The 26,460-nt window shown below is 61.3% G+C and carries 26 protein-coding genes; 16 read left to right on the top strand and 10 right to left on the bottom strand.

Going from position 1 to position 26,460, the window contains the following annotated elements:
- From QMK47_RS28250 to gcvH, 5 genes are all read left to right on the top strand, one after another.
- The gene (locus tag QMK47_RS28250) at window positions 1-1,218 is read left to right on the top strand and encodes a 2-octaprenyl-3-methyl-6-methoxy-1,4-benzoquinol hydroxylase (protein ID WP_320390557.1); all 1,218 of its coding nucleotides are present in this window, start codon (window positions 1-3) and stop codon (window positions 1,216-1,218) included.
- Window positions 1,219-1,443: 225 nt separating this feature from the next.
- Complete coding sequence (locus QMK47_RS28245) at window positions 1,444-2,448, top strand: extracellular solute-binding protein (protein ID WP_214510052.1); 1,005 nt, start codon at window positions 1,444-1,446, stop codon at window positions 2,446-2,448.
- 230 nt (window positions 2,449-2,678) lie between these two features.
- Window positions 2,679-4,295 carry an ABC transporter permease gene (locus QMK47_RS28240; protein ID WP_253470303.1) on the top strand — a complete coding sequence of 539 codons (1,617 nt, stop codon included), beginning with the start codon at window positions 2,679-2,681 and terminating at the stop codon, window positions 4,293-4,295.
- 156 nt (window positions 4,296-4,451) lie between these two features.
- Complete coding sequence (gene gcvT / locus QMK47_RS28235) at window positions 4,452-5,534, top strand: glycine cleavage system aminomethyltransferase GcvT (RefSeq protein ID WP_214510050.1); 1,083 nt, start codon at window positions 4,452-4,454, stop codon at window positions 5,532-5,534.
- 52 nt (window positions 5,535-5,586) lie between these two features.
- The gene (gene gcvH / locus QMK47_RS28230) at window positions 5,587-5,970 is read left to right on the top strand and encodes a glycine cleavage system protein GcvH (protein WP_320389607.1); all 384 of its coding nucleotides are present in this window, start codon (window positions 5,587-5,589) and stop codon (window positions 5,968-5,970) included.
- 178 nt (window positions 5,971-6,148) lie between these two features.
- On the opposite strand, the gene QMK47_RS28225 is transcribed toward gcvH, so the two are convergent.
- From QMK47_RS28225 to QMK47_RS28205, 5 genes are all read right to left on the bottom strand, one after another.
- A complete protein-coding gene (locus tag QMK47_RS28225; RefSeq protein ID WP_170846005.1) occupies window positions 6,149-6,469 on the bottom strand; it encodes a DUF2388 domain-containing protein in 321 nt (106 codons plus the stop codon).
- Window positions 6,470-6,534: 65 nt separating this feature from the next.
- Window positions 6,535-6,984 carry an NfeD family protein gene (locus QMK47_RS28220; protein ID WP_253470301.1) on the bottom strand — a complete coding sequence of 150 codons (450 nt, stop codon included), beginning with the start codon at window positions 6,982-6,984 and terminating at the stop codon, window positions 6,535-6,537.
- Between the two features lie 9 nt (window positions 6,985-6,993).
- The gene (locus tag QMK47_RS28215; protein ID WP_003206668.1) at window positions 6,994-7,914 is read right to left on the bottom strand and encodes an SPFH domain-containing protein; all 921 of its coding nucleotides are present in this window, start codon (window positions 7,912-7,914) and stop codon (window positions 6,994-6,996) included.
- A gap of 186 nt (window positions 7,915-8,100) precedes the next feature.
- The gene (locus QMK47_RS28210) at window positions 8,101-9,885 is read right to left on the bottom strand and encodes a GspE/PulE family protein (protein ID WP_253470300.1); all 1,785 of its coding nucleotides are present in this window, start codon (window positions 9,883-9,885) and stop codon (window positions 8,101-8,103) included.
- Window positions 9,886-10,029: 144 nt separating this feature from the next.
- Complete coding sequence (locus tag QMK47_RS28205) at window positions 10,030-10,374, bottom strand: hypothetical protein (protein ID WP_320389606.1); 345 nt, start codon at window positions 10,372-10,374, stop codon at window positions 10,030-10,032.
- Window positions 10,375-10,500: 126 nt separating this feature from the next.
- Between QMK47_RS28205 and QMK47_RS28200 the strand changes: the two genes are divergently transcribed.
- Entirely contained in the window at window positions 10,501-10,971 is a 471-nt protein-coding gene (locus QMK47_RS28200; RefSeq protein ID WP_057449489.1) for an Lrp/AsnC family transcriptional regulator, read from the top strand.
- Window positions 10,972-11,077: 106 nt separating this feature from the next.
- On the opposite strand, the gene QMK47_RS28195 is transcribed toward QMK47_RS28200, so the two are convergent.
- On the bottom strand, window positions 11,078-12,445 hold the full coding sequence (locus tag QMK47_RS28195) for an inorganic triphosphatase (RefSeq protein WP_013694509.1): 1,368 nt from the start codon (window positions 12,443-12,445) through the stop codon (window positions 11,078-11,080).
- Window positions 12,446-12,592: 147 nt separating this feature from the next.
- Here QMK47_RS28195 and argE point away from each other — a divergent pair, with 147 nt between their 5' ends.
- The 3 genes from argE to QMK47_RS28180 all read left to right on the top strand — a co-directional run bounded on the left by argE (window position 12,593) and on the right by QMK47_RS28180 (window position 16,988).
- A complete protein-coding gene (gene argE, locus QMK47_RS28190) occupies window positions 12,593-13,750 on the top strand; it encodes an acetylornithine deacetylase (RefSeq protein WP_253470296.1) in 1,158 nt (385 codons plus the stop codon).
- Between the two features lie 139 nt (window positions 13,751-13,889).
- Entirely contained in the window at window positions 13,890-15,188 is a 1,299-nt protein-coding gene (gene argA / locus QMK47_RS28185; protein WP_214510044.1) for an amino-acid N-acetyltransferase, read from the top strand.
- 474 nt (window positions 15,189-15,662) lie between these two features.
- Window positions 15,663-16,988 carry an OprD family porin gene (locus QMK47_RS28180; protein WP_214510043.1) on the top strand — a complete coding sequence of 442 codons (1,326 nt, stop codon included), beginning with the start codon at window positions 15,663-15,665 and terminating at the stop codon, window positions 16,986-16,988.
- A gap of 96 nt (window positions 16,989-17,084) precedes the next feature.
- Here QMK47_RS28180 and hepT read toward each other — a convergent pair whose 3' ends face one another.
- Together hepT and mntA are read right to left on the bottom strand one after the other, a co-directional pair.
- Window positions 17,085-17,513: a type VII toxin-antitoxin system HepT family RNase toxin gene (gene hepT / locus QMK47_RS28175; RefSeq protein WP_320389605.1), complete on the bottom strand. Its 429-nt coding sequence runs from the start codon at window positions 17,511-17,513 to the stop codon at window positions 17,085-17,087.
- A complete protein-coding gene (gene mntA / locus QMK47_RS28170) occupies window positions 17,503-17,898 on the bottom strand; it encodes a type VII toxin-antitoxin system MntA family adenylyltransferase antitoxin (protein WP_320389604.1) in 396 nt (131 codons plus the stop codon). The genes hepT and mntA overlap by 11 nt, the downstream gene beginning before the upstream one ends.
- Before the next feature lie 337 nt (window positions 17,899-18,235).
- Here mntA and QMK47_RS28165 point away from each other — a divergent pair, with 337 nt between their 5' ends.
- The 7 genes from QMK47_RS28165 (at window position 18,236) to QMK47_RS28135 (ending at window position 23,848) form a co-directional block, all read left to right on the top strand.
- Window positions 18,236-18,874, top strand: a complete 639-nt coding sequence (locus tag QMK47_RS28165; RefSeq protein ID WP_024617266.1) for a peroxiredoxin — start codon at window positions 18,236-18,238, stop codon at window positions 18,872-18,874.
- 317 nt (window positions 18,875-19,191) lie between these two features.
- Window positions 19,192-19,785: an NADPH-dependent FMN reductase gene (ssuE, locus tag QMK47_RS28160; protein WP_223472091.1), complete on the top strand. Its 594-nt coding sequence runs from the start codon at window positions 19,192-19,194 to the stop codon at window positions 19,783-19,785.
- A 90-nt stretch (window positions 19,786-19,875) separates the two neighbouring features.
- Entirely contained in the window at window positions 19,876-20,841 is a 966-nt protein-coding gene (locus tag QMK47_RS28155; RefSeq protein WP_223472092.1) for a sulfonate ABC transporter substrate-binding protein, read from the top strand.
- A gap of 24 nt (window positions 20,842-20,865) precedes the next feature.
- Entirely contained in the window at window positions 20,866-22,014 is a 1,149-nt protein-coding gene (ssuD, locus tag QMK47_RS28150; RefSeq protein ID WP_018610594.1) for an FMNH2-dependent alkanesulfonate monooxygenase, read from the top strand.
- A gap of 7 nt (window positions 22,015-22,021) precedes the next feature.
- Complete coding sequence (gene ssuC / locus QMK47_RS28145) at window positions 22,022-22,804, top strand: aliphatic sulfonate ABC transporter permease SsuC (protein ID WP_253470291.1); 783 nt, start codon at window positions 22,022-22,024, stop codon at window positions 22,802-22,804.
- Window positions 22,801-23,607: an aliphatic sulfonates ABC transporter ATP-binding protein gene (gene ssuB / locus QMK47_RS28140; protein WP_003206644.1), complete on the top strand. Its 807-nt coding sequence runs from the start codon at window positions 22,801-22,803 to the stop codon at window positions 23,605-23,607. The genes ssuC and ssuB overlap by 4 nt, the downstream gene beginning before the upstream one ends.
- 25 nt (window positions 23,608-23,632) lie before the next feature.
- A complete protein-coding gene (locus QMK47_RS28135; RefSeq protein ID WP_003177394.1) occupies window positions 23,633-23,848 on the top strand; it encodes a TOBE domain-containing protein in 216 nt (71 codons plus the stop codon).
- 160 nt (window positions 23,849-24,008) lie between these two features.
- On the opposite strand, the gene QMK47_RS28130 is transcribed toward QMK47_RS28135, so the two are convergent.
- Both QMK47_RS28130 and QMK47_RS28125 read right to left on the bottom strand, forming a co-directional pair.
- Window positions 24,009-24,644, bottom strand: a complete 636-nt coding sequence (locus QMK47_RS28130) for a TetR/AcrR family transcriptional regulator (RefSeq protein WP_024617268.1) — start codon at window positions 24,642-24,644, stop codon at window positions 24,009-24,011.
- A 241-nt stretch (window positions 24,645-24,885) separates the two neighbouring features.
- Window positions 24,886-26,262 (bottom strand): glutamine synthetase family protein, encoded by a 1,377-nt coding sequence (locus QMK47_RS28125; protein WP_003177396.1) that lies wholly within the window; start codon window positions 26,260-26,262, stop codon window positions 24,886-24,888.
- Window positions 26,263-26,460 lie beyond the last annotated feature (198 nt).

The following is a 26,460-nucleotide window of genomic DNA, read 5'->3' as shown; positions in this document are numbered from 1 at the left end:
TTGCGTGCAGATCTGCTGATTGTCGGCGCCGGTATGGTCGGCAGCGCCCTGGCGCTGGCGTTGCAGGGCAGTGGCCTGCAAGTGCTGTTGCTCGACGGCAGCCCGATGAGCGTCAAACCCTTCGATCCCCAGGCCGCGTTCGAGCCCCGGGTCAGTGCCTTGTCGACGGCCAGCCAGCGGATCCTCGAGCGCCTGGGCGTCTGGGACGGCATCACCGCCCGACGCGCCAGTCCCTATACCGACATGCACGTCTGGGACGGCAGCGGCACTGGGCAGATCCATTTCTCGGCGGCCAGCCTGCACGCCGAGGCGCTTGGGCACATCGTTGAAAACCGCGTTGTGCAGGACGCCTTGCTGGATCGACTGCATGACTGCGACCTGGGCCTGCTGGCCAATGCCCGGCTGGAACAGATGCGTCGTTCCGGTGACGACTGGCTGCTGACCTTGGCCGATGGCCGCACGTTGCGGGCGCCCCTGGTCATCGCGGCTGACGGCGCGAATTCCGCTGTGCGCCGCCTGACCGGCGTTGCCACGCGCGAATGGGATTACCTGCACCACGCCATCGTCACCAGCGTGCGCAGCGCCCGGCCGCATCGAATGACGGCCTGGCAGCGCTTCACCGACAACGGTCCGCTGGCGTTCCTGCCACTTGAGCGTGACGGTCAGCACGATTGGTGCTCGATCGTCTGGTCCACCACCCCTGGTGAAGCGCAGCGCTTGATGGCGCTCGATGAAACTCAATTCTGCAGCGAACTGGAACGGGCCTTCGAAGGCCAGCTCGGCACGGTACTGAGTGCCGACCCGCGGCTGTGCGTGCCGTTGCGCCAACGACATGCCAAGCGCTATGTAGCCGAAGGGCTGGCGTTGATCGGCGACGCCGCCCATACCATTCATCCGTTGGCCGGGCAGGGCGTGAACCTGGGCTTCCTCGACGCCGCCGTGCTGGCCGAAGTGCTGTTGCAGGCAGCCGGGCGTGGCGAACGACTGGCGGACGTGAAGGTGCTGAGCCGCTACGAGCGGCGACGCATGCCCCATAACCTGGCGTTGATGGCGGCGATGGAAGGTTTCGAGCGGTTGTTCCAGGCCGATCCACTGCCGGTGCGCTGGTTGCGTAACACCGGGCTGAAGCTGGTAGACAGCATGCCCGAGGCCAAGGCGTTGTTCGTGCGCGAGGCGCTGGGGTTGATTGGCGATTTGCCGGATCTGGCCAAGGCCTGAGAGGTGGGTTGGGGCTTATGGCCTCATCGCGGGCAAGCCTTGCTCCCACAGGTGTGCAGTTTGAGATGACCTTTGTGGGAGCAAGGCTTGCCCGCGATGGCGGACGCAAAAACACCTCGCATCTCAAAGTTGCAACATTTGGAAATGTGTCCACCCACTGTTCGATTGAGAAGCCAAATGTGAGTCCTTATCATTTGCGCACTTCATACTCGAGAGACTGCCCCCATGTCGGCACCCAAGCGCCTGCTGTCCGCCCTCGCCTTGACCCTGATCGGTACCACTGCCGCCCAGGCCGCCGATGAGGTGGTGGTCTACTCTTCGCGCATCGACGAACTGATCAAGCCGGTCTTCGATGCCTACACCAAGAAAACCGGCGTGTCGGTGAAGTTCATCACCGACAAGGAAGCGCCGCTGATGCAGCGGATCAAGGCCGAGGGCGAGAACGCCACCGCCGACCTGCTGCTCACCGTCGACGCCGGCAACCTCTGGCAGGCCGAGCAGATGGGCATCCTCCAGCCGTTCACCTCGCCGGTGATCGACGCCAACATCCCGTCTCAATACCGCGCTTCTTCCCACGCCTGGACCGGCTTGAGCCTGAGGGCGCGGACCATTGTCTACTCCACTGACCGGGTCAAACCCGCTGAGCTGAGCACCTACGAGGCCTTGGCGGGTGACGAATGGGAAGGCCGCCTGTGCCTGCGCACGTCGAAGAAGGTCTATAACCAGTCGCTGACCGCCACCCTGATCGAAACCCACGGTGCGGAAAAAACCGAGGAGATCCTCAAGGGCTGGGTCCGGAACCTGTCCACCGACGTCTTCTCCGATGACACCGCGCTGCTTGAGGCGATCAACGCCGGGCAGTGCGACGTCGGCATCGTCAATACTTACTACTATGGCCGCCTGCACCAGCAGAAGCCGGACCTGAAGGTGAAACTGTTCTGGCCGAACCAGGCCGACCGAGGGGTGCATATCAACCTCTCGGGGATTGGCTTGACCCAGCATGCACCGCATCCGGACGCCGCGAAGAAGCTGGTGGAGTGGATGACCACGCCGGAGGCGCAAAGCATCTTCGCCGACGTGAACCAGGAATTCCCGGCCAACCCGAAAGTCGAGCCGTCCAAGGAAGTGGCAGCCTGGGGCAAGTTCAAGGCCGATACCCTGCCGGTGGAAGTCGCGGGTAAACGCCAGGCCGAAGCCATTCGCATGATGGATCGCGCTGGCTGGAACTGAGACCTGTGGTGAGGGAGCTTGCTCCCGCTGGGCCTGTAGGAACTGTGTAGGAGCTGTGTAGGAGCTGTCGAGTGCAACGAGGCTGCGATCTTTCCCCAGCCACTTGAATCTCAAGCGAAAGATCAGAAAGATCAGAAAGATCAAAAGATCGCAGGCTTCGCCAGCTCCTACAGAGCCCAGCGGGAGCAAGCTCCCTCGCCACATGACCGTTTGTTTAACGAGAGTATTCCTTGGCCCACCCCGCCCAACGCCGCTGGTATCCCCTGGTCTTCGCCGTCGCCGCGCTGGTCCTGTTGCCCTTGAGCGTCTTGCTGCTGTCCTGGCAGAGCATCGACCAACAGATCTGGTCCCACCTGTGGGACACGCAAATGCCGCGCTTGCTGGGCAACACTCTCACGTTGATCCTTGGTGTGGGTGTCGGGGTGACGTTGCTGGGTGTCAGCCTGGCCTGGCTCACCAGCCTGTGTGAGTTCCCCGGGCGACGCTGGCTCGACTGGGCGTTGATGCTGCCGTTTGCGATTCCGGCCTACGTGTTGGCGTTTGTCTTCGTTGGCCTGCTGGACTTTGCCGGCCCCGTGCAGACGCTCATGCGGGAATGGTTCGGCAGCGGCCTGCGCCTGCCCCGGGTCCGTTCCACCGGTGGGGTGATCCTGGTGCTGGTGCTGGTCTTCTACCCTTACGTCTATCTGCTGGCGCGCAGTGCATTCCTGGCCCAGGGCAAGGGCTTGATGGAAGCCGCCCGGGTGCTCGGGCAGTCGCCCTGGCAGGCGTTCTGGCGCGTGGCGCTGCCGATGGCCCGGCCGGCCATCGGTGCGGGCGTGGCGTTGGCGCTGATGGAAACCCTGGCGGATTTCGGCGCGGTGTCGGTGTTCAACTTCGACACCTTTACCACCGCGATCTACAAGACCTGGTATGGCTTCTTCAGCCTCTCCAGCGCAGCCCAACTGGCCAGCCTGCTGTTGCTGGCGGTGATGCTGGTGCTCTACGGCGAACGCCGGGCCCGCGGTGCCCACCGAGCCAGCAACGAACGTCCACGAGCCAAGGCGTTGTATACGTTGCGCGGTCTCAAGGCCGTGGCAGCCAGCAGTTGGTGTTTCCTGGTGTTCGCCTGTGCCTTTGTCATTCCGGTGCTGCAGTTGGTGGTGTGGTTCTGGCAACGCGGCCGTTTCGACCTGGACGAACGTTATGCCGGGCTGATCGTCCACACCCTCTACCTGGGCGGCCTGGCCGCGCTGATCACCGTTTGCGTGGCCTTGCTGCTGGCGTTCGCCCGACGGCTGGCGCCAACCCGTCCGATTCGTGCCGGTGTCGGCCTGGCGAACCTGGGCTATGCCTTGCCCGGTTCGGTGCTGGCGGTGTCGATCATGCTTGCGTTCAGCTACCTGGACCGTGAGCTGGTCATCCCGCTGTCGAGCTGGCTCGGCGGGGCAGGCAAGCCGTTGTTGCTGGGTAGCCTGTCGGCGCTGTTGCTGGCGTATCTGGTGCGCTTCCTGGCCGTGGCCTACGGTCCATTGGAAAGCAGCCTGGCGCGAATTCGTCCGTCTTTGCCCGAGGCTGCACGCAGCCTTGGGGTCAGTGGGCCACGACTGTTTTTCAAAGTGTATCTGCCCTTGTTGTTGCCCGGCACTTTGAGCGCGGCGTTGCTGGTGTTCGTCGACGTGCTCAAGGAAATGCCCGCCACCCTGCTGATGCGCCCGTTCGGTTGGGACACGCTGGCGGTGCGGATCTTCGAGATGACCAGCGAAGGGGAGTGGGCCCGCGCCGCGTTGCCGGCGCTGACGTTGGTATTGGTGGGGTTGTTACCGGTCATCGGATTGATACGACGTTCGGCCCATCGAAACAGCTAGGTGTCAGTCCCACCTCATGCGGCTACAATGCGCGGCATTCGGTGCGGTCCGTCTGTCGGACCGGGCAACTGAGAACGTCAGAAAACTCCTTTTTTTCAGACGTTCGCGCTATGCAGTGCCCGTCCGCACCTTCGCCAAGCCCGGAAGGAGAAACCCATGGGACAGCGTACGCCTCTGTATGACCTTCATCTCGCCCTCGGCGCGAAGATGGTCGATTTTGGCGGTTGGGATATGCCTTTGCACTACGGCTCGCAAGTCGAAGAACACCATCAGGTGCGTCGCGACTGTGGAGTGTTCGATGTATCCCACATGACCGTGATCGATGTCGCCGGCCCCCAGGCCAAGGTCTGGTTGCAGCGTTTGCTGGCCAATGACGTCGATCGTTTGCAAGACACAGGCAGTGCTTTGTACAGCGCGATGCTCAATGAGCGCGGCGGCATCGTCGACGACATGATCATCTACCGGGTCGAGGACGGCTATCGGCTGGTCTTCAACGCCTCGACTCGCGATCAGGACCTGGCCTGGATGCAGGCACAGATCGGTGATTACGACGTGCAGCTGCATGAGCGCCCCGAGCTGGCGATGCTGGCGATCCAGGGCCCCCAGGCCCGGCAGAAGATTGCCGAACTGGTGACCCAGCCGCGTGGGCAAATCATCCAGCAACTCAAGCCTTTCGAAGGTCGCGTCGACGGCGAATGGTTCATCGCCCGGACCGGCTACACCGGCGAAGATGGCCTGGAAATCGTCTTGCCTGCCCAGGAGGCCCCGAGTTTCTTCAACGACCTGGTAGGGGCCGGCATTTCGCCAATTGGCCTCGGCGCCCGCGATACCCTGCGCCTGGAGGCCGGCATGAACCTCTACGGCCAGGACATCAACCTGGACGTTTCGCCGCTGGCCTCGAACATGGCCTGGAGCATCGCCTGGGAACCGGCGAGCCGTCAGTTCATCGGGCGCGGTGCGCTGGAAGCCGAGCTTGCCAGCGGTGTGCAGCACAAACTGGTCGGGCTGGTGCTGGAAGAGCGGGGTGTCTTGCGCGCCCATCAGGTGGTTCGCATCGCCAATGTTGGCGAAGGGGAGATCACCAGTGGTAGTTTTTCTCCTACGCTTAGCAAGTCGATCGCCCTGGCACGTGTTCCGATGGCTACGGCTGACCGGGCCGAGGTGGAAATTCGCGGTAAGTGGTACCCGGTACGGGTGGTCAAACCGACCTTCGTCCGCCATGGCAAAACCCTGATCTAACCTTTTGCGGCGGGCCGCTGGCCGCTGACACTTTCTCTTGAGGACACAGAATATGAGCGATATCCCTGCCGAACTGCGTTTTGCCGAAAGCCATGAGTGGGCGAAAAAGGACGGCGACCTGATCGTCGTGGGCATCTCCGACCATGCCCAGGAAGCACTGGGTGACGTGGTGTTTGTCGAGTTGCCGGAAATTGGCAAGGTGTTCGCGGCCGGGGACGCGGCGGGTGTGGTGGAGTCGGTGAAGGCTGCCTCGGACATCTATTCGCCCGTGGCAGGTGAAGTCGTCGAAGTCAACGAAGACCTGGGGAACGAGCCGGAAGCATTGAACAACAAGCCTTACGACTCGTGGATCTTCAAGGTCAAGCCATCCAATGCTGAGGCTGACCTGGCCAACTTGCTTGATGCGGCGGGCTACAAGGCCGCTATCGGCGAATAACGCCTGATACCTGTGGGAGCGAGCTTGCTCGCGATAGCGGTGGACCAGCAGCATTGATGTTGACTGACACACCGCTATCGCGAGCAAGCTCGCTCCCACAGGGGTTGGGATAGCCAGGGATGTTCACCGGGCAAAAAAAATGCCGCTCAATCGAGCGGCATTTTTTATTGGCCGGGAATCAGTCCTGGGCGACGGCGTTTTTCGCCAGGATCGCGTTGGCCAGTTCCATGTCGGTGGCTTGCAGGCCTGGGTTGTCAGCACGCACTTTCTGCATCGCCGCTTCCAGGTAAGGGCCACGAATACCGCCGTCACTGGCGACGAAGCTGCCGGCATCATCCTGGGCGGCGACGATCAGCTTGTGATCCTTGAAAGTCAGGTAGGTGGAACCGGTGGTCGCACCGGATGAGATGACGTTACGCCAAAACGTGTCGGCCATTGCCGAGCCAACAGGTAGAGACAGCAAGGCTAGGGTAGCGACAGCAAGTTTGAGACGCATGATAGGGGACTCCACTGGGTTAACTATGACGTTGGATTACCTGCGCCTCTATTCAGTTCCATGCCTTGTCAGTCAGCCCGTTCCACCTGCAGCACCGCGCCTTCCTGCGCCACCACCCTGACCCGCATTCCCACGGACGACTCGGGCCCCTTGGCCAGCCAGACACTGTCGGCCACCTTGATCTTGCCGCGGCCATCGACAATCGCTTCATGAACCTGGAAGACCTTGCCGATCAGCTCTTGCCCGCGCAGGTTCAGGTGCGGCTGATCGCTTTGGCGCACCGCGCTGCGCTGGCGCCGCCACCAGTACAGCGCTGTTGCGATGGCGAACAGGCCGAACAACAGGAACTGCAGCTCCCACGGCATCTGCGGCAGGATGAACGTGAGCACGCCGACCGCCGCGGCGGCCATGCCGATCCACAGCAAGTAGCCGCCGGCGCCGAACACTTCGAGGATCAGCAGGATGACGCCCAGCGCCAGCCAGTCCCAGTACGACATGTGTTGCAGGAACATCCACATACGCGTGCCTCAGGCTTTCTTGCTGTCGAAGGTGGCCTTGACGATCTCGCCAATGCCGCCGACCGCACCGATGACCTGGCTGGCTTCCAGTGGCATCAGGATCACCTTGCTGTTGTTGGCCGAAGCCAGTTTGCCCAGCGCATCGATGTACTTCTGCGCGACGAAGTAGTTCACGGCCTGGACGTTGCCGTCGGCAATCGCCTGGGACACCACCTGGGTGGCCAGCGCTTCGGCTTGTGCCTGGCGCTCGCGGGCCTCGGATTCCAGGAACGCGGCCTGGCGGCTGCCCTCGGCCTCGAGGATTTGCGCCTGCTTCTTGCCTTCGGCGGTGAGAATCGCCGACGCTCGCAGGCCCTCGGCTTCGAGGATCTGGGCACGCTTGATACGTTCGGCTTTCATCTGCCCCGACATGGCGGCCATCAGGTCGGCCGGTGGGCTGATGTCCTTGATCTCGATCCGGGTGATCTTGATGCCCCACGGGGCTGTGGCTTCATCGACGGTGCGCAGCAGTTTTTCGTTGATACCGTCGCGCTGGCTCAGCATCGCGTCCAGCTCCATGGACCCCAGCACGGTACGGATATTGGTTTGCAGCAGGTTGCGGATGGCGTGCTCGAGGTTGTTCACCTCGTAGGCAGCCTGGGCCGTATTGACCACCTGGAAGAAACACACGGCGTCGATCTGTACCGTGGCGTTGTCGGCAGTGATGACTTCCTGGGGCGGGATGTCCAGCACGCTTTCCATGACATTGATCTTGCGCCCGATGCGATCCATCACCGGGATGATGATATTCAGGCCGGGCTTGAGCGTGTTGGTGTAGCGCCCGAACCGCTCGACGGTCCATTGGTAGCCCTGGGGCACGACCTTGAAACCCATGAACAGGATGGCGACCACGAGGCCGATGAAAAGTAAAAGTACACTACCGATCTGCATGACGGTTCCCTGTGCGAATTGAGATGGACCTGCGAGCCCTGAGTGTAGGGCACGCGGCCAGTATCATCACTCTGTGGGAGCAAAGCTTGCTCGCGATGCGGGCGCCTTGCTTCCCCGGGAGACCGCGTCATTTTCATCGCGGGCAAGCCTTGCTCCCACAGCCTTTCGCCACAGGTGCTGCCACAGCTACTTCTGCTCGCTCTGCGGCGTCACCCGCAACACTTCCTCGACCGTGGTCAAGCCCGCCGCCACCTTTTGCGCCCCCGACAGTCGCAGGCTGCGCATGCCTTCCTTGAATGCCTGGCGGCGCACCGCCAGCAGGTCGGTGTCGGGGTGGATCAAGGCCTTGACGCTGTCGGTCAGTTGCATGATTTCGTAGACGCCGGCGCGGCCGCGGTAACCGGTGTCACGGCATTCCAGGCAACCGACGGCCTGTTGGGCGTTGCTCGGCAGTGGCGCCTGCCAGGGCCGCGTCAGGGTTTGCCAGTCATCTTCGTCCAGGGTCAGGGGCGCCTTGCATTGCGGGCACAAGGTGCGCACCAGTCGCTGGGCCATGACTCCGAGCACGGTGGCCTTGATCAGGTAATGGGGCACACCCAGCTCCAGCAGGCGGCTGATGGCGCTCGGCGCGTCGTTGGTGTGCAGCGTCGACAGCACAAGGTGCCCGGTGAGCGCCGCCTGGATCGCCATCTCGGCAGTCTCCAGGTCGCGGATCTCACCGATCATGATGATGTCCGGGTCTTGCCGCATCAGCGCCCGCACCCCGGCAGCGAAGGTCAGGTCGATGTTGTGCTGGACCTGCATCTGGTTGAAAGAGGCCTCGACCATTTCAATCGGGTCCTCGATGGTGCAGAGGTTCACTTCTGGCGTCGCCAGCTTCTTGAGGGTGGTGTAGAGGGTGGTGGTCTTGCCGGAGCCGGTAGGCCCGGTCACCAGGATGATGCCGTTGGGCTGGCGGGTCATGTCCTGCCAGCGGCGCAGGTCGTCGGCGGAGAAGCCGAGTTGGTCGAAGTCCTTGAGCAGCACTTCCGGGTCGAAAATCCGCATGACCATTTTTTCGCCGAACGCGGTGGGCAAGGTCGACAGGCGCAATTCCACTTCGCCGCCGTCCGGGGTCTTGGTCTTGACCCGGCCGTCCTGGGGTTTGCGTTTTTCCGCGACGTTCATCCGCCCCAGGCTCTTGAGACGGCTGACGATTGCCATCGTGACCTGCGGCGGGAACTGATAGACGGTGTGCAGCACGCCGTCGATGCGAAACCGCACGGTGCCCTGCTCGCGGCGCGGTTCGATGTGGATATCACTGGCGCGTTGCTGGAAGGCGTACTGGAACAGCCAGTCGACAATATTGACGATGTGGGCGTCGTTGGCGTCCGGCTCCTGGTCGCTGGCGCCCAGGTTGAGCAACTGTTCGAAATTGCTCAGGTTGCTCGGTTGCTGATCGACCGTGGTGGCGCCGCTGACCGATTTGGCCAGGCGATAGAACTCCACGCTCAAGCGCTGGATGTCCACCGGGTTGGCGACCACCCGCTTGATCGGCAGCTTGAGCACGTGGGTCAGGTCGGCTTCCCAACTGTTGACGTAGGGCTGTGCGCTGGCGACGGTGACGGCGTCACGATCGACCGCCACCGCAAGGATCTTGTGGCGCTGGGCAAAGGCATAGGACATCAAGGGTGTCACGGCCGCGACGTTGATTTTCAGCGGGTCGATGCGCATGTAGGGCTGGTCGGCCTGCTGGGACAACCACAGGGTCAGGTTCTCCAGGTCCAGGCGCTTGCCGGGTCGGCTGAGGTCGTCCAGGTGCTGGTTGGCGATGAACTCCAGCGGATGCAACTGGCTATTGGCGCTGTGGCGTCGGCGGGCGTTCAGCGCGGTTTCGGCTGAATCCTGGCTGATGAGGCCCTGGGTGACCAGTTGGCGCAGCAGATCGTTGAGGTCCAGCCAGCGGTCCTGAGTGGCGTGTTTGGTGGACATGCGGGTTCCTATTGGACAATTGCAGCAAAGCCGCGATACAGACGCTTCGGCGTCCTCGCTCGGTCTGCAAAAGAATAGTCCCGACCTCGTAGGCCGTTGGGCCACTACCCGACCAATGCGTTACCAATTCTTGCCCGTGGGTGTTCAACAGACGGCTTGGGCCGGCCCAACGTGCGCAATATCAGCGTCTTGCAGGTCCACCGAGCAGACGCTGATCAGGTTACGTAATTTTTCAGCGATGACCTGGGCACGGTGCCAGCTCAGCCCGTCCATGACGATGTCCAGCGATAGCATATCGCCTGGGCGTTCTACGTGAACCCGCTGCGGCGTCAGGCCCTGCAAGGCAAACAGGTTCAACGCCCGACACAGTAAATCCGGCTCGGCTTCGGCCAATATCTGGTACTGCACCCGACAATGGGTGTTGGCGGCGTGCCAGACGTCGGTGCGGGTCGGGACTACGGCAACGGCAACGGCTTCGAGTGGGGGCATGTTCGGTCTCCTTGGTGGCGGGAGAAATATTTACATGCCAGGCGGGGTATTTCTTATCTAAGATGAGTGATTCTGGCGACATTTCGAATCGCTTGATTCTCTACATCAATCATTTCGGGTTTGATTATGCACAGCGAATTGGATAGCTATGACCGCAGGATACTGGCGCTGCTGCAGGAGGATGCCTCGCTGTCCAGTGCGCAGATCGCTGAACAGGTCGGCTTGTCGCAATCGCCATGCTGGCGGCGGATCCAGCGGATGAAGGAAGAGGGCATCATTCGTGGCCAGGTGACCCTGCTGGATCGCAAGAAAATCGGCCTTAACACGCAGATCTTCGCCGAAATCAAACTCAACGCCCACGGCCGTTCGAACTTCACCGAGTTCACCGAGGCGATCCGCGGCTTTCCCGAAGTGCTGGAGTGTTACGTGCTGATGGGGTCGGTGGATTTTCTGCTGCGCATCGTCACGGCGGACATCGAGGCGTATGAGCGATTCTTTTTCGAAAAGCTGTCGATGGTGCCGGGGATCCAGGAAGTGAACTCGATCGTGGCGCTGTCGGAGATCAAGTCGACGACGAGTTTGCCGGTGCTGCGCTGAGCTGGTTTCTGCGGTGTTTGTGCTGGCCTCATCGCGAGCAAGCTCGCTCCCACATTGGATCTCGATATAGACCCCTGTGGGAGCGAGCTTGCTCGCGATGGCGATCTTACAGGCGCAACAAAGTCTTCCAGGCCCGATTCTGGTAAACCGCAATCGCCTGTTGCTTGCGCGCATCCAGCGTTTCGTCGGTGATCGGTTGGTTGGCCAATTGCGCCAGTTTGTTCAGTTCACCGTAGAGGCGATCCATTTCCGGGATCTCCAGCACATGGCGGGCGTGGTGCAGCCAGGCCTGGATGCGTTCGATACGCGGCAGTTGCTCGGCCAGGTCTTCCGGCTGCTGCTGGTAGCGTTGCAGTTGCAGGGACGAGGATTCTTCGCCGAGCAGGCGCGGCAGCCAGCTGCCCAGTTGCGCCGCGCCCTGGCGATTGCCACGGGTGTTGCGCTCGGCGGCCCAGCTGCGCGCCAACAGCCAGCGTGAAGTGTTGAGGGAAAACAGGCCCCAGCGCGGGTCTTGCAGCTCTTCAAGGAACTGTTCCGGTGCCGCCTTGCGCACGTCTTCGTCATCCAGGCCGGCCTGGACCAGTGGGCGCCAGTCTTCCAGCAACGCGTCCAGGGCCAGGCGCAAGTCGTGGGTCGATTGGCGCGGTGCGGCCTGGCCGAGGCTGCTGAGCAGGGCACGCAGTTCGGCGAGGTTTTCCACCCAGTCCTGCAGCAGGCGCCAATGGCCGTTGAAACGGTATTGTTCGGCCAGGCGCTGGCTGCTGCCGAGCAGGTGCCAGCTCAGCGCGGCGAAGGCGTCATCCAGCGGCGTTTCGGCGGTCAGTTGTGGCGCTGGCAGGCTCAGGGCGTAGCTGCCCGCGTCATACAGGCGATAGCCACGCTCGGCCTTGCTGATGTCGCAGGGCATCAGGGGCAGGGTCGCGGCCAGCTCGGCGGCCAGTTCCAGCAGGGCGGCGGGTTCGCCTTCGCGCAGTTCCAGCTCCAGTTCGCAGATTTCTTCCTTCTGCTTGCCGACCACCACATGGCCCAGGTCCAGGGCGGCTTCGATGACCACCTTGCTTTTGCCACGGCCCCAGGCGATTTCAGCGCGTTCGCGAACGAAATCGGTGGTGAAGATGGCCTTGAGGGTTTTCTTGTCCAGTTCGGCCAAGGCCTCGGGCCAGCATTCGCCGTCGAGCTTCTTCAGGTCGAGCTTGGCCTTGGGCAGGTGCCAATCGTACTCGTTGCGCTCGGACAAGCCGGCGACGCTCTGGCCGCGGGTCTTGAGGGTCTGGATCACTTCTTCGCCGTCGCGACGCAGGCGCAGGGCGACCTTGGCCTGGGCCAGGTCACGCTCCGGCGTGTCGAAATACTGGTTCATCAGTTCGTGGCGTTCCCAGCCACTCTTGTTGCGTTTTTTCAGCAGCGGATGCTCGCGCAAGGCTGCCAGGGTCTCGCGGCTGACGCGGAGTTTGATTTCGGTTTCTTTCTGCATGGCCGGAAAATCCAGGGATCGGGTGTGCAGCCGGGGGAAGGTGTGGCTGCCAAGGCCGTGCAGTGTACAGGACTCACTCGCCCTAGGTTTATTCCTGGGTCCAGATGGTTCTATGATGAACGTCAATCTGTAAGCCCGGAGTCAGCGATGCCTTTGCCGTCCATGAAAGATCAATTCGCTGCCCTGATCGCCGCACCTTCGGTCAGTTGTACCCAGCCTGGGCTGGACCAGTCCAACAGTGCCGTGATCGAGCTGCTGGCAGGCTGGCTCACTGAGCTGGGGTTCTGCTGTGATATCCAGCAGGTCAACCCCGGCAAATTCAACCTGCTGGCCAGTTTTGGCAGCGGTCCCGGCGGCCTGGTGCTGGCTGGCCACAGCGACACGGTGCCGTTCGACGGCGCGTTGTGGCAGACCGATCCGCTGAAGCTCACCGAGGTCGATGGCCGCTGGGTGGGCCTGGGCAGTTGTGACATGAAGGGTTTTTTCGCCTTGGCCATCGAAGCGGTCAAGCCGCTGCTGGACCAACCGTTCAAGCAACCGCTGCTGATCCTCGCGACCTGCGACGAAGAAAGCTCCATGTCCGGCGCCCGCGCCCTGGCCGATGCCGGGCGACCACTGGGGCGTGCGGCGGTGATCGGTGAGCCGACCGGCCTGCGGCCGATTCGCCTGCACAAAGGCGTGATGATGGAGCGCATCGACATTCTCGGGCGCAGCGGCCATTCCTCCGATCCGAGCCTGGGCCACAGCGCGCTGGAAGCCATGCACGATGCCATGGGCGAACTGCGCGGACTGCGCCTGCAATGGCAACGTGAGTTCCGTAACCCGCAGTTCACCGTGCCACAACCGACCCTGAACTTCGGCTGCATCCATGGCGGCGACAATCCCAACCGCATCTGCGGCCAATGCTCCATGGAATTCGACCTGCGCCCGTTGCCGGGCATGGACCCGCAAGTGCTGCGGGCGGCGATCCAACAGAAGCTGAACCCCATCGCCGAACGCCATCAAGTCAAGATCGACTACGCACCGCTGTTCCCCGAAGTGCCACCCTTCGAGCAGGCCGAAGACTGCGAGCTGGTACGGGTGGCCGAGCGACTTACCGGCCATCGTGCCGAAGCAGTGGCGTTTGGCACCGAAGCGCCTTATCTTCAGCGCCTTGGCTGCGAAACCCTGGTGCTCGGTCCTGGCGATATCGCCTGCGCCCACCAGCCGGGCGAGTACCTTGAAATGTCACGTTTGCAACCTACCGTACAGTTGTTGCGGCAGTTGATCGGCCATTACTGCCTGACGCCGGCCACGGTCGGTTAAATTGCCCCCTTGCGGGGCCGTATTCATCACATGAGGAGAGCGCGCGTGTCGCCAAGCCTGTTCCGACGATAACCACCAGCCCCGTTGTGCGTTCTGTTTCGTCTTTGTTTTGGCTGTTATTTATTACAGGTCCAGGTTCATGCCCGAATACGTCAATTGGCTTCGTCACGCTTCGCCCTACATCAACGCCCACCGCGATTGCACCTTCATCGTCATGCTGCCCGGCGACGGGGTGGAACACCCTAATTTCGGCAACATCGTCCACGACCTGGTGCTGTTGCACAGCCTCGGCGTGCGCCTGGTGCTGGTCCATGGTTCGCGCCCGCAGATCGAGACCCGCCTCGCTGCACGGGGCCTCACGCCTCATTACCACCACGGCATGCGCATCACCGATGCCGCGACCCTGGAGTGCGTGATCGACGCGGTCGGCCAGCTGCGCATCGCCATCGAGGCCCGCCTGTCCATGGACATGGCCTCTTCGCCCATGCAGGGCTCGCGGCTGCGAGTCGCCAGCGGCAACCTGGTCACCGCGCGGCCAATCGGCGTGCTTGAAGGCGTGGATTATCACCACACCGGTGAAGTGCGCCGGGTCGATCGCAAGGGCATCAATCGCTTGCTGGACGAGCGCTCCATCGTGCTGCTGTCGCCGTTGGGTTATTCGCCCACCGGAGAGATCTTCAACCTCGCCTGTGAAGACGTTGCCACCCGGGCAGCCATCGACCTGGCAGCCGACAAGCTGCTGCTGTTCGGTGCCGAACAGGGGCTTATCGGTGAGGACGGGCGGCTGGTTCGCGAATTGCGCCCGCAACAGGTTCCGGGCCATATGCAACGCCTGGGCAGCGACTATCAGGCCGAATTGCTGGATGCGGCAGCCCAGGCCTGTCGGGGCGGCGTCGCGCGCAGCCATATCGTCAGCTATGCCGAGAACGGTGCGCTACTGGCCGAACTGTTCACCCGCGATGGCAGCGGGACGCTGGTGGCCCAGGAGCAATTCGAGGTGGTACGCGAAGCGGCCATTGAGGATGTTGGCGGCCTGCTGGACCTGATCAGCCCGCTGGAAGAGCAGGGGATCCTGGTGCGTCGCTCCCGCGAAGTGCTGGAGCGCGAGATTGAGCAGTTCAGCGTGGTCGAGCGCGAAGGCATGATCATCGCTTGCGCGGCGTTGTACCAGATTGCCGATTCGGACGCCGGGGAACTGGCCTGCCTGGCCGTGAACCCGGAGTACCGCCATGGTGGCCGGGGCGATGAGCTGCTGGAGCGGATCGAAACCCGGGCCCGCGCCCAGGGGCTCAAGACGCTGTTCGTGCTGACGACCCGGACCGCCCACTGGTTCCGTGAACGTGGCTTTGAACCCAGCAGTGTCGAGCGCCTGCCGGCGGCGCGGGCTTCGCTCTACAACTACCAGCGCAACTCGAAAATCTTCGAAAAATCCTTGTAAGCGGCCGTCGGAAAATTTGCGCTGTCGCGATCTTCTTGATTTCAGACAATGAGCAGCTAGTCTGGAACACGTCAAGATCGCGGCATGTGCGCGCTGTCTTGAACAGGAATCGAAGGCGCAGGAGGCGCGCAAACAGATCTCGCCGCCAAGAATTCACGGGCCTCGTAAATCCCCGACGAATCAGCATTCAGTAATTCCCTGCGTCGCCGATAAGTCATGTCACGGCCTGATGGTGCTGTGATGGCACTCATATGTCGAAATGAGCTGAAAACTGTTGAAACAATTCTTTTTGGAATTATAAACAATCCATTATCCTGCGATCCGGTGTAGTGGGGGTTAGACCATAGTCGTAGTCATAAATGGTTACGATTGACTTGTCAGTCACGGTCTGGCGCTAATCGCGCATCCGCGGAATCCGGGCGTTCGATCCGGAACCAAAGACACACAAGAATTAGAAAACGAGAGGAGCGAAGCATGAACAAGTCCACCTTGGCCCTGGCTGTGGCCGTTGGGGTTTTGGCGCAGCAGGCAGGCGCCGCCGGTTTTATCGAGGACAGCAAGGCGTCTGTCAGTTCTCGTACCCTGTACTTTGATAACGATAACCGCGAAGGCGGCAATGACCAGCGTGAGACGGCTACTGGCCTGAAATTCGACTACAAGTCCGGCTTCACTCAAGGCGTCGTTGGTTTCGGTATCGATGCCCAAGCGCTGGTTGGTATCCACCTCGATGGCGGCAGAGGCCATCACCCGGATAGCAACTCCTTCGTTCCAAGCGATTCCGATGGCTCCGCCGTACACGACTGGAGCCGTCTGTCTGGCAACGTGAAGGCGCTGTTCTCCAAGACCGAGGCCCACCTGGGTGGTGCCCTGGCGCCTAACCTGCCGATCCTGGTCGCCAGCGACGGTCGTCTGCTGCCACAAACCTTTGAAGGTGGCACCATCACCTCCAAGGAAATCGACAATGTGACGTTCAACGCCGGTCAGCTGGAACACGTTGTGGGTCGTGCCGGCACCAACAGCACTGGCATGTCGGTAAACGGCGGTACTGAAGACAGCAACCAGTTCCGTTACGGCGGTGCCGACTGGAAGGTCACCAAGGACCTGACGCTGCAGTACTACTACGCCAACCTGCAGGATTACTACAAGCAGCACTTCCTGGGCGCAGTACACGTTTTCCCGATCAGCGAAGGCCAGTCGTTCAAGACTGACCTGCGTTACTTCGACAGCAGCTCGGATGGCCGCAACGGTGATGCGGGCTATCGCTTCAACAACAACGGTGGCTACGCCAAGAACCCGGGCGAGGTCGATAACAAGACCTGGAGCGCCATGTTCACTTACACCCTGGGTGGCAGCGCGTTCCTGTTGGGTCATCAACAAGTCGGTGATGACGGTGGCTTCGTCTACCTGAACCAGGGCAGCCTGCTCAATGACGCCGGTCGTAACGAAGGCGCGGGTGGTTCCAGCTTCTACCTGTTCACCGACAGCATGATCAACGCGTTTGTCCGTGCCGGTGAAAACACCACCTTCGGTCAATACTCCTACGACTTCACGGCCCTGGGTGCTCCAGGCCTGAAGGCTTCGATTGCCTACCTGCACGGTGATGACATCAAGTCGGCTACCGGCGGCAGCGACACTTCCGAGTGGGAACGTGACATGCGCCTGGACTACGTCGTCCAGCAAGGCCCTCTGAAAGGCTTCGGCACCACCCTGCGTCACGGTACCTACCGTGGCAGCAGCACCGGTATTGCCGACCAGGATCAGACCCGCCTGATCTTCAACTACACTTACAACTTCATGTAAGACGTAGCGAAGTAAAAAAAGCCCCGCCCGGCAGCACGCCGGGCGGGGCTTTTGCGTTTTTGGGGACGCGAGAGGGTTCTCTTAGCGTTCCCGCCGCTATGGTGCGGACTCCGCCGCGTCCTTACGCAGGATGAATGTGCTGAATGCAAGAAAGTCATCCAGATGTCCGGTAATGATCGCGATCATGATCGGCAACTGCAGGGCTTGGTAGTCATGCACGGCGATATTCCTGAAGCCCACCATGTTCTTCAGGTTCTTCACCAGGCCTTCTTCCACCCAGCCCCCTTGAAAAAGCAACTCGAATGTATCGCGGGCACTTTGCGGGACCCCCAATCGCTCACGTCGAATCAAATGCTGTCCCATATCCAGTGCCGCTTCGCACGCACGCTGGATGTTCAGGACGGCCGAATCCTGGCGAGTGAAATCGGTGGCAAAGGTAGCGGGATCTTTCTCGTATTCCTCTCGCACCCTGGCAACGCAACGCTCGATACTCGCTGCTTTATTGATCAGTACGTCATCGGCCATACACGCTGCCTTCTTTCTGAATATCCTTGAGCAATCCCGCCCGAGCCTCATCGAGAGCGGTTTTTTCGCTGAGAATAAAACACTCGAACAACCCCGCCTGTACGTCTCTGGCCCAGAGCCTCTGACCTCGGGTAAGGATCTGGTACTGCATCACGGTCGTTGCCTCGCGTAGATCGATCAGATCCACCGGACTGCCCGCGATATCCGCCAAATCACCTGAAAGCTGCCATAACGACACAGGATCGACCTCGCCGGACAAGAGCACAGCTATATCGACATCACTGTCAGGCCCGGCGGTGCCCTGTGCATGGCTGCCGAACAGGTAAACCGCCAGCAGTCCAGGGAGATGGTTTTGCAGATGGGCCAACAAGGCTTGAGTGTTCATGCTGCCTATCCTAGCCGCTCGTCCTGAAATCGCGTCAATAATTTCCGCAGTGTGGGTACAAAACAAAAAAAAGCCCCGCCCGGCAACACGCCGGGCGGGGCTTTTGCGTTTCGGGTCTGGCCCACCCCTGTAGCCTTCCCCGAACCTTCTCCTCTTTTCAGCAACTCGAGGCCTTCTCGAAACCTCGGAAATGATCTTGGGCCGCTATGTGTTGTGGCGCCAGTGAACAGTTTTTTATATTCCCTATCGATCTAGATAAATGGATATTTATTCTTTTTAAAGCAATCGAAAGCGGTGCAAAGTTGGGCTCACAACAACCTCATCCAGGAGCCGCACCATGAGCCTCAGACTCGGCGACATCGCCCCCGACTTCGAACAGGATTCCAGCGCCGGCAAGATTCGCTTCCACGAATGGCTCGGCGACAGCTGGGGCGTGCTGTTTTCCCACCCGGCGGATTTCACCCCGGTGTGCACCACCGAGTTGGGCCTGACCGCCAAGCTCAAGGACGAATTCGCCCAGCGCGGGGTCAAGGCCATTGCCCTCTCGGTTGACCCGGTGGACTCGCACCACAAATGGATCGAGGACATCAACGAGACCCAGAACGCCGTGGTCAATTTTCCGATCCTGGCCGATGCCGACCGCAAGGTGTCGGACCTGTACGACCTGATCCATCCCAACGCCAGCGACACTTTGACTGTGCGTTCCTTGTTCGTGATCGACCCGAACAAGAAGATCCGCCTGACCATTACCTACCCGGCCAGTACCGGGCGCAATTTCAATGAGATCCTGCGGGTGATCGACTCGCTCCAATTGACCGACAACTACAAAGTCGCCACCCCGGCCAACTGGCAGGACGGCGATGAAGTGGTGATCGTGCCGTCGCTCAAGGATGAAGAGGAACTCAAGCAGCGTTTTCCCAAGGGTTACCGCGCCGTGAAGCCTTACCTGCGCCTGACCCCGCAGCCCAATCGCTGACGCAACCCCTGAACCTGACTCTGAAGCTGTGGGAGCGAGCTTGCTCGCGATGGCGTCGGATCTGCCAACGTCGATGTCGACTGATACACCGCTATCGCGAGCAAGCTCGCTCCCACAGGGGATTTCTGTGCACCAAGGGTTTTGGCCGTTTCGACGGCCTTTTTTTATTGCTTGAAGAGAGTGGGTTTCATATCTCCAAATTGCATAACCAAATGAATAAATATGATTTAAAGATATATTAATCCCCTGTTATGGTTTGACCCATACAGCGAGATCGCCCACCGCGAATCGCACGTGACAGTTAAGGAATGGCAGGCATGTTGGTCGTCTCACTCGGTGGCAGTCCCAGCCAACGCTCCCGCTCCGGGGTGCTGCTGGAGCGGTCGCAACGCTGGTTGCAGCAGCAAGGTGTGGAAGTGGTGAGCTATCAGGTACGCGACTTTCCGGCCGAAGATCTGCTCCATGCCCGTTTCGACAGCCCGAAGGTGATCGACCTGCTCCAGCAGATCGAAAATGCCGACGGCCTGTTGATTGCCACGCCGGTGTACAAGGCGTCTTTTTCCGGTGCGCTGAAGACCGTGCTGGACCTGCTGCCTGAACGGGCCCTGGCTCATAAAGTGGTGTTGCCGATGGCAACCGGCGGCAGCATCGCCCACATGCTGGCAGTGGACTACGCCCTCAAGCCGGTGTTGTCTGCGCTCAAGGCCCAGGAAATGCTCCATGGGATCTTTGCTGAAGATAGCCAGATCGCTTACGGCGAAGGCAGCGCCCAGGCGCAATTGGTACCGGCCCTGCAACAGCGCCTGGACGAGGCGCTGGAACAGTTTTTCAGCGCCATGGCCCGTCGGCCCAGGCCGTTGGACCCAAATGTATTGAACGAACGTTTGTTGAGTGCTCGCTGGAGCATTTGAACCCCGAACACCCTGATTCAACTCACCTTACTCAGCCGTCAACGGCCCAGCAGGTGCAGCCAAAACCCCACAGCAAAAAGGAGAGGCGCCATGCGCACTGTCATTTTGCGTCGCGGGCTGGTCGCTCTGTTTGCTGCGGCTGTGTCCCTCGGCGTCATTACTCAAGCTCAAGCCGAGACCTTGCGGATCGGTTACCAGAAATACGGCACCCTGGTGCTGCTCAAAGCCAAGGGAACATTGGAAAAACGTCTCGCCGCCCAAGGCGTGGACGTGCAATGGACCGAGTTCCCCGGTGGCCCGCAGCTGCTTGAGGGCTTGAACGTCGGTTCCATCGACTTTGGCGTGACCGGTGAAACCCCGCCGGTGTTTGCCCAGGCCGCAGGCGCCGATCTGCTCTACGTCGCTTACGAGCCACCGGCGCCCACCAGCGAGGCGATCCTGGTGCCCAAAGGCTCGGCCATCCAATCGGTGCAAGACCTCAAGGGCAAGAAAGTCGCGCTGAACAAAGGCTCCAACGTTCACTACCTGCTGGTGCGAGCGCTGGAAGATGCCGGCCTGAAGTATTCCGACATCCAGACCGTTTTCCTGCCACCGGCCGACGCCCGCGCCGCGTTCGAGCGTGGCAGCGTCGACGCCTGGGTGATCTGGGATCCGTACCAGGCTGCCGCCGAACAGCAGTTGCAGGCACGCACCCTGCGTGACGGCAAAGGCATCGTCGACAACCACCAGTTCTACCTGGCCACCAAACCCTATGCGCAAAAAAATCCCCAGGTCATCACGACGCTGGTGGAAGAGGTGCGCGCAGTGGGGGAGTGGTCCAGGGCCAATCCTGACGACGTGACCAAGCAGGTATCGCCGCTGCTCGGCCTGCCGGCGGACATCACCCTGACGTCGGTGAAACGCCAAGGCTATGGGGCGTTGTTCCTCACGCCGGAGGTGGTGGCGGCGCAGCAGAAAATCGCCGACAGCTTCTATCAGCTCAAATTGATTCCCAAACCCTTGAGCATCAAGGACGTGATCTGGACGCCGCCGGCGGCCGTTGCGAAAGCGCAGTAATTCGATTCCTTAGGAGACCACTCCATGAGCCTCAATATTTTCTGGTTCCTGCCTACCCACGGCGACGGCCATTACCTTGGCACTGCCGAAGGCGCCCGCGCCGTCGATCACGGTTACCTGCAACAAGTCGCCCAGGCGGCGGATCGACTGGGTTTCGGCGGTGTGCTGATCCCCACCGGGCGTTCCTGCGAGGACTCCTGGCTGGTGGCCGCTTCGTTGATTCCGGTGACCCAGCGCCTGAAATTCCTCGTTGCCCTGCGTCCCGGGATCATTTCCCCGACGGTGGCCGCGCGTCAGGCTGCGACCCTGGACCGGCTGTCCGGCGGACGTGCGCTGTTCAACCTGGTGACCGGCGGCGACCCGGATGAGTTGGCTGGCGACGGCCTGTTCCTCGACCACGAGCAACGCTACCAGGCGTCGGTGGAATTCACCCGCATCTGGCGTCGGGTGCTGGAAGGCGAAACCGTGGATTACGACGGTGAGCACATCAGTGTGAAGGGCGCCAAGCTGCTCTATCCACCGATCCAGCAACCGCGTCCGCCGCTGTATTTCGGTGGCTCGTCGGAAGCCGCCCAGGATTTGGCCGCCGAGCAGGTGGAAATGGTGCTGACCTGGGGCGAGCCGCCAGCAGCCGTCGCGCAAAAGATCGAACAAGTACGGGCCAAGGCTGCGAAATTGGGGCGTACGGTACGCTTCGGCATCCGCCTGCATGTGATCGTGCGTGAAACCAACGCCGAAGCCTGGCAAGCAGCCGACCGGCTGATCTCCCACCTGGACGACGACACCATCGCCCGTGCCCAGGCTTCCCTGGCGCGCTTCGACTCAGTGGGCCAGCAACGCATGGCCGCGCTGCACGGTGGCCGTCGCGACAAGCTGGAAGTCAGCCCCAACCTCTGGGCCGGCGTCGGCCTGGTGCGCGGCGGTGCCGGTACGGCGCTGGTGGGCGATGGCCCGACCGTGGCGGCGCGGGTCAAGGAATACGCTGACCTTGGCATCGACACCTTTATCTTCTCCGGTTATCCACACCTGGAAGAGTCCTATCGCGTGGCGGAACTGTTGTTCCCACACCTGGACGTCGAGCGTCCGGAATTACCGAAAAGCCAGGGCTATGTGAGCCCGTTCGGTGAAATGGTCGCAAACGATATTCTTCCCAAAGCTGCGTCCCAGAGCTGAGGCGGCCATGAAGAAAATCATCCACACCCTCGCGCCCTGGGCGGTGCCACTGCTGTTGCTGGCGGTATGGCAACTGTCGGTATCGGCCGGTTGGTTATCCACGCGGATCCTGCCGGCACCTGTGGCCGTGATCGAAGCCGGGATCAGCCTGGTGCGCAGCGGCGAGATCTGGACGCACCTGGCGATCAGCGGGTGGCGCGCAGCAGTCGGATTCCTGATCGGCGGCGGCATCGGCCTGGCCCTGGGCTTCATCACCGGTTTGTCGAAATGGGGCGAACGCCTGCTGGACAGTTCGGTGCAGATGGTGCGGAACGTGCCGCACCTGGCGCTGATTCCGCTGGTGATCCTGTGGTTTGGCATCGATGAGTCGGCGAAGATTTTCCTGGTGGCGCTGGGTACGTTGTTCCCGATCTACCTCAACACCTACCACGGCATTCGCAACGTCGACCCGGCGCTGGTGGAAATGTCCCGCAGCTACGGTTTGTCCGGCTTCAGCCTGTTTCGCCAGGTGATTTTGCCGGGCGCCTTGCCTTCGATCCTGGTGGGTGTGCGCTTTGCCCTGGGTTTCATGTGGCTGACGCTGATCGTGGCGGAAACCATCTCGGCCAGCTCCGGCATCGGTTATCTGGCGATGAATGCCCGGGAGTTCCTGCAGACCGATGTGGTGGTGCTGGCGATTCTTCTGTATGCCGTGCTGGGCAAATTGGCCGACCTTGCCGCCCGTGGGCTTGAGCGGGTCTGGCTGCGTTGGCACCCGGCCTACCAAGTGAACAAGGGAGGTGCCGCATGACCGCCCAACAACCTCCGCGCCTGCTGCGTGGCATCCCGCTGGCGGTGCGCAAGCTGCAAAAAACCTTCGGCACGCGCCAGGTGTTGCGCGACATCGACCTGCATATCCCGGCCGGGCAGTTCGTGGCCGTGGTCGGTCGCAGTGGCTGTGGCAAAAGTACCTTGCTGCGGTTGCTGGCCGGTCTCGATCAGCCTACCGATGGTCAACTGTTGGCGGGCTCGGCGCCGCTGAGTGCTGCGCAACAGGACACGCGGTTGATGTTCCAGGAAGCGCGTTTGCTGCCTTGGAAAAAAGTCATCGACAACGTCGGCCTTGGATTAAAAGGCAACTGGCGCCCGCAGGCGCTGCAAGCACTGGAAGCCGTCGGCTTGGCCGACCGCGCCCATGAGTGGCCGGCGGCGTTGTCCGGCGGGCAGAAACAACGAGTGGCCCTGGCCCGCGCGCTGATTCATCAGCCACGCCTGTTGCTGCTCGACGAACCCTTGGGGGCGCTGGACGCACTGACCCGCATCGAGATGCAGCAACTGATCGAAAACCTCTGGCAGCAGCACGGTTTCACGGTGTTGCTGGTGACCCACGACGTCAGCGAGGCGGTAGCGATTGCCGATCGGGTGATCCTGATCGAGGACGGCCAGATCGGCCTCGACCTGCCCATCGACCTGCCACGCCCACGGGTTCGCGGCTCTCATCGGCTGGCGAGCCTGGAAACCGAAGTTCTCAACCGTGTGCTGTCCTTGCCCGGCCAACCGCCGGAACCCGAACCCGTTTCACCCTTGCCCACGCAATTGCGTTGGGCGCAATAACTTCATCCAGACAGGAATCGACACCATGACTATCAAAGCCATCAACGTACGCAACCAGTTCAAAGGCACTATCAAGGAAATCGTCGAAGGCGACGTGCTGTCGGAAATCGACGTGCAGACCGCTTCGGGCATTGTCACGTCGGTCATCACTACCCGCTCGGTCAAGGAGTTGGAACTGGCGATCGGCAGCGAAGTGATTGCCTTCGTCAAATCCACCGAGGTGTCTATCGCCAAGTTGTGAGCGATGCTTGACCCACAGCCCCGGACGGCGCGAGCCCTTCGGGGCTTATCGTTCCCACGCTCTGCGTGGGAATGCCTCTACGGATGCTCCGCGTTCGGCTCTTGGGCGCGCGGAGCGTCCCTGGCTGCATTCCCACGCGGACGTGGGAACGATCAATGGGTCAGAGGGCTTCACGCTTGGGCAGATACGGCGGCAGGTACAGCCCCAGGTACGCATCGAACACCCGCATGCCTTCTTCGGCCATGCGCGGGGTGATCTGGCCGTGTTGTTGTACCGAGCGGGCGTAGACGCGGTCGCCCAGTTCCATGGCCAGGGCGAATACGTCGACGTCTTTGGGCAAGCTCGGCAGCTCGAAATGGTGGTTGAACACCTTATGCATCAGGTCGCCCAGCTCGAGGTCGTGCTGGCGGTCGGCCTGGATGACTTCGGTCAGGCCGTGCTGGGCCAGGATCAGTTGGCGAGCGGCGGCGTCCTGGCTGTAGATGGTGAGCATGCGCTGTTCCACCAGCCGTGACAGGTCGTGCCAATGGTTCAACGCCGCATGATCGATCGGTGCTTGCAGGCCGGCGCGAAAGGCGGCGTGGATGTCGGCGGTCAGGGCTTCGAGCAGGGCCGGGACGCTGGCGAAGAAGTGGTACACGGAAGAGGGCGGGATCCCGGCGCGCTCGGCGACGCTGTAGATCGACAGGCTGGCCACGCCTTCGGCGGCAAGCAGCGTACGGGCGGCATCAAGAATGGTGTCGATCCGGGCCTGGCTGCGTGCGCGGGGTTTGCGGGGGGTGGCGATGCGCGTCATGGACGTCTCCTGCGGGGCTGCCGGGCATTGTACGAGTCGGGTCCTGTGTTGTCTTCCCGGTCGCCATCGCGAGCAAGCTCGCTCCCACATTGGGTGTGTGCTGACCCTCAAATCAGTGCACCGAAAATCCCCTGTGGGAGCGAGCTTGCTCGCGATCCGCCGAAGGCGGCCATTCACCCAAATACATAAAAAAACGCCGCAGGCCATAAGGCCTGCGGCGTTTCTTGTTTACCGCAGCCGCTTACACGGTATGCAGGTACCAGTTGTACTCGAGGTCGGAGATGGAGTGTTCGAACTCCTCCAGCTCGCTTTCCTTGCAGGCCACGAAGATATCGATGTATTTCGGGTCGATGTACTTGGCCATGACTTCGCTGTCGTCCAGCTCGCGCAGGGCATCGCGCAGGTTGTTCGGCAGGCTTTGCTCGTTCTGTTCGTAGCTGTTGCCTTCCACCGGCGCACCGGGCTCGATCTTGTTGGTCAGGCCATGGTGTACGCCCGCCAGCACGGCGGCCATCAGCAGATAGGGGTTGGCATCGGCGCCGGCGACGCGGTGTTCCAGGCGCACGGCATCGGCCGAACCGGTAGGAACGCGCAAGGCCACGGTGCGGTTGTCCAGGCCCCAGGTCGGCGAGTTCGGCACGTAGAACTGTGCGCCGAAACGACGGTAGGAGTTGACGTTCGGGCAGAGGAAAGCCATCTGCGCGGGCAGGGTCTCGAGCACACCGCCGATCGCGTGACGCAGTGCGGCGTTCTGCTCGGGATCCTCGCTGGCAAAGATATTCTTGCCATCTTTATCAAGAATCGAGATGTGGACGTGCAGACCATTACCCGCCTGGCCCGGATACGGCTTGGCCATGAAGGTGGTGTCCATTTCATGGTCGTAGGCGATGTTCTTGATCAGACGCTTGAGCAGGACCGCATAGTCGCAGGCCTTGATCGGATCGGCCACGTGGTGCAGGTTCACTTCGAACTGCGCCGGGGCACTTTCCTTGACGATGGCGTCGGCGGGAATGCCTTGCTCCTTGGCCCCTTCCAGAATGTCCTGGAGGCAATCGACGTATTCGTCGAGGTCATCGATCAGGTAGACCTGGGTCGAGTGCGGGCGTTTGCCGGAGATCGGCGAGCGAGGCGGTTGTGGGCGTCCATTCACGTTCTCCTGGTCGATCAGGTAGAACTCCAGCTCGAATGCGGCGCAGATGGTCAGGCCCAGTTCATCGAACTTGGTCACGACTTGGCGCAGGACTTCACGCGGGTCGGCGAAGAAAGGCTCGCCTTCGAGTTCGTGCATGGTCATCAACAGTTGCGCAGTAGGGCGCTTCTGCCAAGGCTCGTTGCACAGGGTGTCAGGGATTGGATAGCAGATCCGGTCGGCATCGCCGATGTCCAGACCCAGGCCGGTGCTTTCCACCGTAGAGCCATTGATATCCAGGGCAAATAAAGAGGCCGGCAGGTTGATGCCTTTCTCGTAAACCTTGTGGAGGCTGGTGCGTTCTATGCGCTTGCCGCGCACCACACCATTCATATCCGCAATCAGAAGGTCAACGTACAGAACCTCAGGATGTTCCTTAAGGAACGCGTTCGCTTCGTTAAGCTGAACGGCACGCGGGGGTACCGACATGATGCAACACCTTTGTTGTTAAAAATATCAATCATTGATCTCTTCGAAAGCCAGTCAACCCGAACGGCATGCCGAAGTCAAGCAGGGCCTTTTTTGCCCTAAAAAAGCACCTTCAAGGCTTTTTTGAGGCAATTTAGGGCGTTTTTTTCCCTTTAAGGGTCTTGGCGCCCGCGGGCTTGAGCGGGCCGTGTTGTATTT

Source organism: Pseudomonas sp. P9_35, assembly GCF_034008205.1.
GTDB classification, from domain to species: Bacteria; Pseudomonadota; Gammaproteobacteria; order Pseudomonadales; family Pseudomonadaceae; genus Aquipseudomonas; species Aquipseudomonas kilonensis.
The sequence above is the reverse complement of the archived record's forward strand: the minus strand, read 5'-3'. Positions and strand labels throughout refer to the sequence as shown.